This is a genomic window from Nonomuraea sp. NPDC005730 (genome assembly GCF_040630865.1).
Classification (GTDB): domain Bacteria; phylum Actinomycetota; class Actinomycetes; order Streptosporangiales; family Streptosporangiaceae; genus Nonomuraea.
Genome location: NZ_JBEXYK010000018.1, coordinates 132,511 through 140,911 on the forward strand (window position 1 = coordinate 132,511; position 8,401 = coordinate 140,911).

Consider the following 8,401-nt stretch of genomic DNA (forward strand, 5'->3'; position numbering starts at 1 on the left):
CCTGCACGGGCGGCCGGAAAACGCCTCGGATTCTGTCGGTGGCCGGTGATACAAACAGGTCCGATGCTCGCCCGCCCTCGGCCAAGGGGTTTCACCGTGACCACCGGCAGTTCGGAGTTCTCCGTCGAAGGCCCGCGCTACGACCGCCGGGGGCCGGTCCGCTGGCTGTGGTCCCACCTGCGCCGCCATCCGCTGCCCCTGACGGGCTTCCTCGGCGGCTCGCTGGTGATGGTGGTGCTCAACGCGCTGGTCCCCCAGCTCACCGGCTCGGCCTTCGACGCGGTGCTGGGCGGCCGGGGCACGCCCGCGGCCGCGCTCGGCCTGGTCGCCCTGGCGCTGCTGGCGGTGGTGTCGGCCCGCGGCCTGTTCGACCTCGTCGCCCGGATGAGCAGCGAGGTGCTGGCCAAGCGGCTCGAACGCGACGCCCGCGACGAGCTCTACGCGGGCCTGCTCGGCAAGAGCCAGACCTTCCACAACCGGCAGCGGGTGGGCGACCTGATGGCGCGGGCGGCCAACGACATCCGCCAGCTCTCCATCATGATCAGCCCGGGCGTCGACCTGATCGTCGACTCCGGGCTCACCGGCCTGGTGCCCCTGGTGTTCATCGCCGCGATCGACCCGCGGCTGCTGCTGGTGCCCGTGGTGTTCGGGGTGGTGTTCGCGTTCGCGCTGCGCCACTACATGGGGCAGCTCAACCCGGTGGCCACCCGCATGCGCGACGAGTTCGGCGACCTCAACGCCGGGCTGAGCCAGGCGGTGCGCGGCATCGAGGTCATCAAGGTGACCGCGCAGGAGGAGCAGGAGCGGCTGCGCTTCCGCGCCGACGCCCGGCGCTACCGCGACTCGTTCGTGCGCAACGGCCTCGTCCAGGCCCGCTACCTGCCCACGTTGCTGTTCGCGTGCGCCATGGCGGGGGCGCTGTGGCACGCCCTCCACCTCCACGCCGCCGGTGCGATCACGATCGGCGACCTGGTGGCCTTCATGGGGCTGATGGGCATGCTCGGCTTCCCGACCCAGATCTCGATCTTCACGTTCTCGCTGGTGCAGATCGGCATCGTGTCCTCCCGCCGGATCCTCGACATCGTGGGCGCCGAGACCGAGCTGGAGCAGCCGGCCGCCGGCCACGTAGCGCCCATCGGGGGCGAGATCGTCTTCGACGACGTCACCTTCGGCTACGGCGAGGGCGAGCCCGTCCTGCGGGGGGTGACGTTCACCGTGCGGCCGGGGGAGACGGTGGCGATCGTCGGCGAGACCGGGGCGGGCAAGAGCTCGCTGACGAAGCTGGTGCCCCGCATCTACGACGTCACCTCGGGCCGGATCCTGGTCGACGGCGTCGACGTCCGCGACTGGGACCTCGACTCGCTGCGCTCCCAGATCTCCACCATCGAGCAGGACGTCGTGCTGTTCTCGCGGTCCGTGGCCGAGAACATCGCCTTCGGCCTCGGCCAGCGGGCCGACCGCGCGGCCGTGGTCAGGGCGGCCGAAGACGCGCAGGCGGCCGAGTTCGTGGCCGAGCTCGACGACGGCTACGACACCGTCATCGGCGAGCGCGGCCTCACGCTGTCCGGCGGCCAGCGCCAGCGGCTGGCCATCGCGCGGGCGCTGCTGACCGACCCGGCGATCCTGATCCTCGACGACTCCACCAGCGCCATCGACTCCGCCACCGAAGACCGCATCCAGCAGGCCATCGAGCGCATCCAGGAAGGGCGCACGACCCTGCTGATCACCCACCGGCTCTCCCAGATCCGCTGGGCCGACAAGGTGCTGCTGCTGCGGCGCGGCGAGGTGGCCGGCTTCGGCACCCACGACGAGCTGATCGCCGGCAGCCCCCTCTACCGCCGCATCTTCGCCCACTACGACGAGGTCCCGGCCGGCGAGGGCGCGCTCGACGAGCAGGAAAGGGTCCACTGATGGGCTTCATCATGGACGGCCTCGACGCCGAAGACTACGACCGCACCTATGCCGACCGTGACCTGACGCGCCGGATCCTCGCCTACTTCCGCCCCAAGCTGGGCGCGATGTTCCTGGTGGCGGCCATGATCGTGCTGGTCTCGGTGGCGCAGGCGGTCCTGCCGCTGCTGGCCAGCGAGGGCGTCGACGCCATCCAGGACGGCACGATCGCCGACGTCGGCCCGCTGCTCACCGTCGGCATCCTGCTCGCCGGAGCGCTGAGCTGGGCCTTCAACTTCGTCCGCCAGTGGTACAGCGCGCGGGTGACCGGCGACGTCGTGCTGCGCCTGCGCGAAGACGCCTTCGACGCCGTGCTCCAACGCGACCTGTCCTTCTACGACGAGACCCCGTCGGGCCGCATCGTCAGCCGCGTCACCTCCGACACCGACGACTTCGCCACGGTCTCCACCCTGACGATGGACCTGATCAGCCAGGTGCTGATGGTGGGGTTCGTCACCGTCCTGCTGTTCCTGCGCAGCGTCGAGCTGGCGCTGCTGACCCTGCTGGTGGCGCCGGTCGTGATGGGCATGGCGCTGCTGTTCCGGCGGCTGGCCAGGTCCAGCACACGGCGGGCTCAGCGGTCGCTGAGCCGGGTCAACGCCAATCTCCAGGAGACCATGGGCGGCATCGCCGTGGCCAAGAACTTCCGCCAGGAGCAGCAGGTCTACGACGAGTTCCGGCCGGTCAACGAGCAGAGCTACCGGGTGACGCTGCGGCAGGGCTTCGTCTTCTCGGCCATCTTCCCCCTGCTGTTCCTCGTGGCGGGGCTCGCGACGGTCGCGCTGGTCCAGCTCGGCGGCACGTCGGTGCTGGACCACGGCCTGTCGGCGGGCGACTGGTACCTGTTCCTGCAGGGCGTGTCGCTGTTCTGGATGCCGCTGACCTCCATCGCCGCCTTCTGGTCGCAGTTCCAGCAGGGCCTGTCGGCCTCCGAGCGGGTCTTCGCCCTGATCGACGCCCCGCCCCGGGTCGTGCAGACCGGCTCGGCCGACCCGGGCAGGCTGGCCGGGCGTATCGAGTTCGACGACGTCACCTTCGGCTACGACGCGGCCCATCCCGTGCTCCGGCGTTTCGACCTGGTCGTCGAGGCGGGCGAGACCGTCGCGCTGGTCGGCCACACCGGCGCAGGCAAGTCCACGCTGGGCAAGCTGATCACCCGGTTCTACGAGTTCCAGGAAGGCCGCCTGCTGATCGACGGCCACGACATCCGCTCGCTCGACCTCGGCGCGTACCGGCGGCAGATCGGCGCGGTGCCGCAGGCGCCGTTCCTGTTCAGCGGCACGGTCGCCGACAACATCCGCTACCCGCGTCCCGACGCGGGCGACGACGAGGTGCTGGCCGCGGCGGCCGCGGTCGGCGGCGGCGACTGGATCGAGGCCCTGCCCCACGGCCTGGCCACCGACGTGGGCGAGCACGGACGGGCCCTGTCCATGGGCCAGCGGCAGCTCGTCGCGCTGGCCCGCCTGCTCATCCAGGACCCGGCGATCGTCGTCCTCGACGAGGCCACCGCCAGCGTCGACCCACTGACCGAGGCCCAGATCCAGGAGGGGCTCGACGTGGTGCTGGCCGGCCGCACCTCGATCGTCATCGCCCACCGGCTGTCCACGATCGAGCACGTCGACCGCATCATCGTGCTCGACCACGGCCGGATCGTGGAGGAGGGCGACCACGCCTCGCTGCTGGCCCGCGGCGGCCGCTACTGCCAGGTCTACAACACCTACTTCCGCCACCAGTCGCCCGACTACCGGCCCGACAGCGGGTTCGTCGCCGTCGGCGAGACCTGACGGCTCACATGACGAGCCGCTGCTGCCTGCTGCTGCGCCACTCCACCATGAGCACGGTCGCATCGTCCTGGAGCCGTCCGTGCTGGTGCTCCAGGATGGCCTGCACCAGCCGGCGCAGCGTCTCGGGCGCCGACAGGCCGTCGGCCTCCTGCCGGAGGATGAAGTCGATGAAGCGCTCCAGGCCGAACAGCTCGCCTTCCGGGCTCTGCGCCTCGATGATCCCGTCGGTGTAGAACAGCAGCCGGTCGCCGGGCTGGAGCTGGTAGCGCAGCTCCCCGGTGTACGGCCGCAGCAGGAAGCCCATCGGCGGGTCGGGCTCGCTGGACAGCGTGGCCACCTGCTGGCCCTCGCGGATCACCAGCGGCGGATGGTGCCCCCGGTTCACCCAGGTCAGCCAGCCGGTGTGCAGGTCGAGGCAGGCCAGGATGCCGGTGGCGAAGCGGCCGGTGAACTGCTCGGCGATGGCCCCGTCGATCGCCTCGCCCGTGCCGACGAGATCGGCGCCCTGCCGCCGGTTGTTCCGGCTCGCCCCCATGGCGATGGTCGCCGTCAGCCCGGCGGAGGTGTCGTGGCCCATCGCGTCGAAGATCGACACGTGCAGCGCCTCGCCGTCGATGGCGTAGTCGAAGGCGTCCCCGCCCACCTCGTACGCCGGTTCGAGCACGGCGCTGACCACCACGTCGTCGTTGGCGAACGTCCCCGGCGGCAGCAGCGGCACCAGCACCTCGGCGGACAACGTCATCGGCCGGGCGCGGATCAACCGCGAGTAGGAGTCGCTGTGCGGCCGCTTGCTGATCACCAGCAGCGCGACCAGCGACGCGAGCTGCTTGGCCCGCCACTCGGCGACCTCGTCGTCCTGAGGCACCGTCACCCCGAGCACGCCGACCCGCTCGGTGCCGTCCAGGAGCGGCAGCCACAACCGCTTGGCAGTGCCGTCGGGCCCGCCCGGCACGTGGACGACCTCGGTGTTGCGGAAGGCGAGCCCGGCGAGCGTGCCGTCGATCCGCAGGGCCGTCAGCGGCCCGCCGGACGGGTCCCGCTGCTCCGGGATCGGGATGAGCTCCTGTTGCTGCAGGTCGGTGACGTAGATCGCGGTCTCGGAGAAGCCCACCAGTGCGGCGTGCCCGGAGACCACGTCCGGCAGGTCCTCCATCGCGGTCAGATGGTTGGCGGACAGCATGCCGCCCAGCATCAGCTCGCCGCCACTCCGCCGCATCGGCACACCCTTCCCGAGGTCTGCCGGGAGACCTACCCATTCGAGTGGCCGGTTCCTGCCCTGTTGACCGCTGCCGACACCTCCGTACGGACCGGGCCGCCCTCACTCAGCGGCAGGCGGTCCTTCCGCGCGCTCCGCCTCCAGCGCTCGCCACCGCGCCGCGTCCTGGTACGCCTTCGTCACCGCGACGATCATGGCCGCCTGCGCGCCGACCAGCGCCGCCAAGAGCATGCCCCCGCCTACGAAGGGGGCGAACACCAGCAGCGCGGCGACCGCGAACACCCATCCGCCCACCGATCCAGGAACCTTCAAAACCGGCTCTCCCATACGTACCAGGGGCCTTCGAGGTGCGTGTATCCCGTGTGGGACTCCTCCGGCGGCTCGCCTCCGGGGCTCCACGCGAAGCCGTACCGGTCGAACAGGCCGGTGTCGCTCACCAGGAACCGCGCCCCGCCCGGCACCCGTCCGATCGAGGTCAGCGGGTAGAGGCCCACCCATTGGTCTTCGTGCTCGACGGCCTTGGTGTCCGCGGCGACCGTCCGGGCGAACTGCTCCAGCCTCGACTCCGACAGCGCGAACCGGACCTCGAACGGCACCCCGGTGAACACCAGCGCGATCACGGTCACGCCCATCAGCGGCGCGGCCGCCCAACGGGCCCAGTGGCGGCGCAGCCCGGGACGCCCGTCGGAGCGCAGAAGGCCCACCGCGAACCGGGCGACCCAGACGACCACGGTGCCGACGGCGAGCAGGAGACCCGCCAGCAGCAGGGTGAACGAACCTCCGCCCGGCATGCTCGTGTGGTCGAGCATGAGCAGCCCCACCACGGCGACCAGCGGAAGCAGCACCTTGCCGGGCGGGCCGACCAGGGCCCGGGTGAGCGCCGGTAAGGGAGGCTGCTCTGCGACGTTTTCCGACATGCCCGAGAGTACCGCGATCATGTGACGTCGCCCCAGCCCGCGGGAGGGAACGGCTACAGCAGCCGGGAACGGTCCAGCGCCGCCCTCTTCCGCACCTCGGCCAGGAAGACCTCCGTGTGGCGGTGGTGGCGGCGCGGCCGGTGGGGCTCGCGGCCGGCCGGGGTGTCGGCGTGCTGGGAGAACGTCAGCCAGCAGCTGCGGATGCCGTAGAGGAGGTTCTCCAGCAGGTCGAGGGCCGGGCGGGCCGGGTTGAGCGGGGTGATGGGCAGGTAGACCGTGCTGGGGCCGAGGCCGAGCTCGGGATGGTCGGTGCGGGCCTGGGCGATCAGCTCCTCGGCCACGCCGATGCGGTGCTTGGCCTCGGTGACGCCGTAGAGGTGGCCCTCGGCGACGTGCAGCGCGTTGCGGATCATCGGCATGACCGCGGCCCTGGGCGAGCCGCCGCCGCTCATCGCGGAGATCACCTCGGTGAGGCTCTCCTGGGCGGGGGCCTTGATGTTGTCGACCTCGGAGATGGTCTGCATCGGATGCAGGCCGGTGTGCCGGGCGCTGATGGTGGCGGCGGCGTAGAGCCAGTGGGCCGCCGCGATCGCGGCCGCGGTGGGGTCGATCTTGGTGAACAGCGCCTCCGTGCCGAACGGATGCTGGTGCAGCAGGCTGTCGGCCTGGGCGACCTGGAGGGGCGAGGCGTCCTCGCGGCTGAGCATGACGGCCTGCTGGGCGCGCGCGGTCAGGTCGCCGAGCTCGGCGTTCTCGATGGCGGCCAGCTCGGCGGTGACGTCGGTGGCCACGCTGCCGGCCAGCGGGGCGTGGTTGATCGTGTGCAGCGTACGGCCGACGCGGTGGGCGACCTCCTCCACCCGCGTGGAGTAGAGGGTGAGCGCGCCATTGGCCGGCCGGACGGGCGCCAGCAGGGCCGGGATGACCGAGGCGAACGCGTCGCGCTCGGCCTGACGCTGCCAGCCGACGCTGTTGGGGCCGTGCTGGTCGGCGGCGCTGGACGGATGGGTGTAGCAGCGCCAGCAGGCATGGGACAGCTCCGTGAGGCTGGTGGCCAGGCGGAGCACGTCGGGGCTCGAAGGCACTTGTTCCGCCACGGTGGTGGCGATGTCGCCGATCCCCGTACCCCAGGTGGCGATGAGCGCGTGGCGGGAGTGGTCGACGGCGAACCGGGTCACGGAGGCTCCTTAAACGGGGGGTGGGGGAGCGTGATGACAAGCTCAGGATGCTTGATCCGGCGTGGTCGTGGAGGGAAATTCGCATTGTTGTCGGTCCCTGATCTGCGGATTTGCCGTGATATGCACCAGAAGATTCTTCCGGCGGACGGGCCGGTGTCCGCGCCCCTGACGCGGGCACGTACGCGTCCCGGCGGGGCCGGTAGACGCCCGTCGCGGCGGGCCGCCGTCCTCACCCCCGTTCCTCCGGTCCGCCCGTGTTTCGGTCCGTCACTTTCGGCGGCCAATATCCGCCGGCAGAAAAGAAACATGGGCGCCGGTGTAATGGAACCCCACCCGGCGAAATCATGATCATCCCCACGCGGGCGGCCGATGTGTCACCGTTTCTCCATCCCAGGGGCGCCCGCCCGCTCGTCCGGCGCAGGCCCCTGTCCAGCTGCGCGAAGGCAGGAATGTGTGGACCTAGAGACACAGATGCTCAAGTTGCTGTTGCGCCTGCGGAAGCTCAAGGCAGGCAGGCCCACCGGCGACATCACGGCGACCACGACCGGCATCACCCGGATGCAGGCCGACATCGCCGACATCCGGACGGAGATGCGACAGGACTTCGCCGCGCTCGGCGACGAGCTGGCGGCCCTGCGCCGCCACATGAACGACCACTTCACCTCCAGCCGGCCGCGCTGCTGCAAGGACCCGGCGCCCGGCTGCCCGCAGGGGACGCCGGCGTACGACCCGGACCCGATCAACAACTGACCTTCCACGCCGGGCTCAGCCTGAGGCCGCCACCCCGGTGCCAGGCTGAGCCCCTCCGCGGACCCGCACCCGTTGCTTGCCGGCGGTCGTGTCGGGTATACACGGGTTGCCACCATGTGCTTACAGCAAGTGGGACCCGGCCGCCCTCCACCACTGGGCCGGTTCCCTACCGACTACCGGCAAAGGTAGGAGTAAGTGGATGTAGAGGCGGAGATCCTGGACATCAAGCTTCGGGTCCAGGCGCTGGAGGCGACGTTGTGCGCCGAGGCCGACTGCTCCGAGGCGGTGCTCGGCATCGCCGAGATGCGGGCCGACCTCGCCGAGACCCGGAGCGAGGCGGGCCAGGACGTCACGGCCCTGACCGACGAGCTGCTCGGCCTCCGCGGGCAGGCCGACGAACACTTCCAGGCGATCCGGTCGAGGATCCGCCGCCGGCTCGACCTGCTGCGCTGCGAGACCCTCGATCTGGCCCTCAGGCTCGACCGCCTGCTGGAGAGGGACGACTCCTAGCGGCAACGCCGTTCAGTTAAGGGAGAGGGCGGTTGGTCAAGACCGGTGAACAAAACAGCGGAGCCGCTGTAGAAGAGGTCTGTCACTCCAAGACAT

The 8,401-nt window shown here is 70.9% G+C and carries 8 protein-coding genes; 4 read left to right on the plus strand and 4 right to left on the minus strand.

Translation table 11 applies throughout. From position 1 onward, the window contains the following. Positions 1-96: 96 nt before the first annotated feature. Complete coding sequence (locus ABZ444_RS22690; RefSeq protein ID WP_358000076.1) at positions 97-1,911, plus strand: ABC transporter ATP-binding protein; 1,815 nt, start codon at positions 97-99, stop codon at positions 1,909-1,911. Further along, on the plus strand, positions 1,911-3,734 hold the full coding sequence (locus ABZ444_RS22695; protein ID WP_358000079.1) for an ABC transporter ATP-binding protein: 1,824 nt from the start codon (positions 1,911-1,913) through the stop codon (positions 3,732-3,734). Before ABZ444_RS22690 ends, ABZ444_RS22695 begins: the two co-directional genes overlap by 1 nt. Positions 3,735-3,738: 4 nt before the next feature. Here ABZ444_RS22695 and ABZ444_RS22700 read toward each other — a convergent pair whose 3' ends face one another. From ABZ444_RS22700 to ABZ444_RS22715, 4 genes are all read right to left on the minus strand, one after another. After that, positions 3,739-4,950, minus strand: a complete 1,212-nt coding sequence (locus ABZ444_RS22700) for a PP2C family protein-serine/threonine phosphatase (RefSeq protein WP_358000082.1) — start codon at positions 4,948-4,950, stop codon at positions 3,739-3,741. A gap of 102 nt (positions 4,951-5,052) precedes the next feature. Beyond that, positions 5,053-5,244: a hypothetical protein gene (locus tag ABZ444_RS22705; RefSeq protein WP_358000085.1), complete on the minus strand. Its 192-nt coding sequence runs from the start codon at positions 5,242-5,244 to the stop codon at positions 5,053-5,055. 14 nt (positions 5,245-5,258) lie between these two features. After that, on the minus strand, positions 5,259-5,867 hold the full coding sequence (locus tag ABZ444_RS22710; protein ID WP_358000088.1) for a hypothetical protein: 609 nt from the start codon (positions 5,865-5,867) through the stop codon (positions 5,259-5,261). A gap of 53 nt (positions 5,868-5,920) precedes the next feature. Next, entirely contained in the window at positions 5,921-7,045 is a 1,125-nt protein-coding gene (locus ABZ444_RS22715) for a hypothetical protein (protein ID WP_358000091.1), read from the minus strand. Between the two features lie 471 nt (positions 7,046-7,516). Between ABZ444_RS22715 and ABZ444_RS22720 the strand changes: the two genes are divergently transcribed. Both ABZ444_RS22720 and ABZ444_RS22725 read left to right on the plus strand, forming a co-directional pair. Next, the gene (locus tag ABZ444_RS22720; protein WP_358000093.1) at positions 7,517-7,795 is read left to right on the plus strand and encodes a hypothetical protein; all 279 of its coding nucleotides are present in this window, start codon (positions 7,517-7,519) and stop codon (positions 7,793-7,795) included. Between the two features lie 195 nt (positions 7,796-7,990). Beyond that, on the plus strand, positions 7,991-8,305 hold the full coding sequence (locus tag ABZ444_RS22725) for a hypothetical protein (protein ID WP_358000097.1): 315 nt from the start codon (positions 7,991-7,993) through the stop codon (positions 8,303-8,305). Positions 8,306-8,401 lie beyond the last annotated feature (96 nt).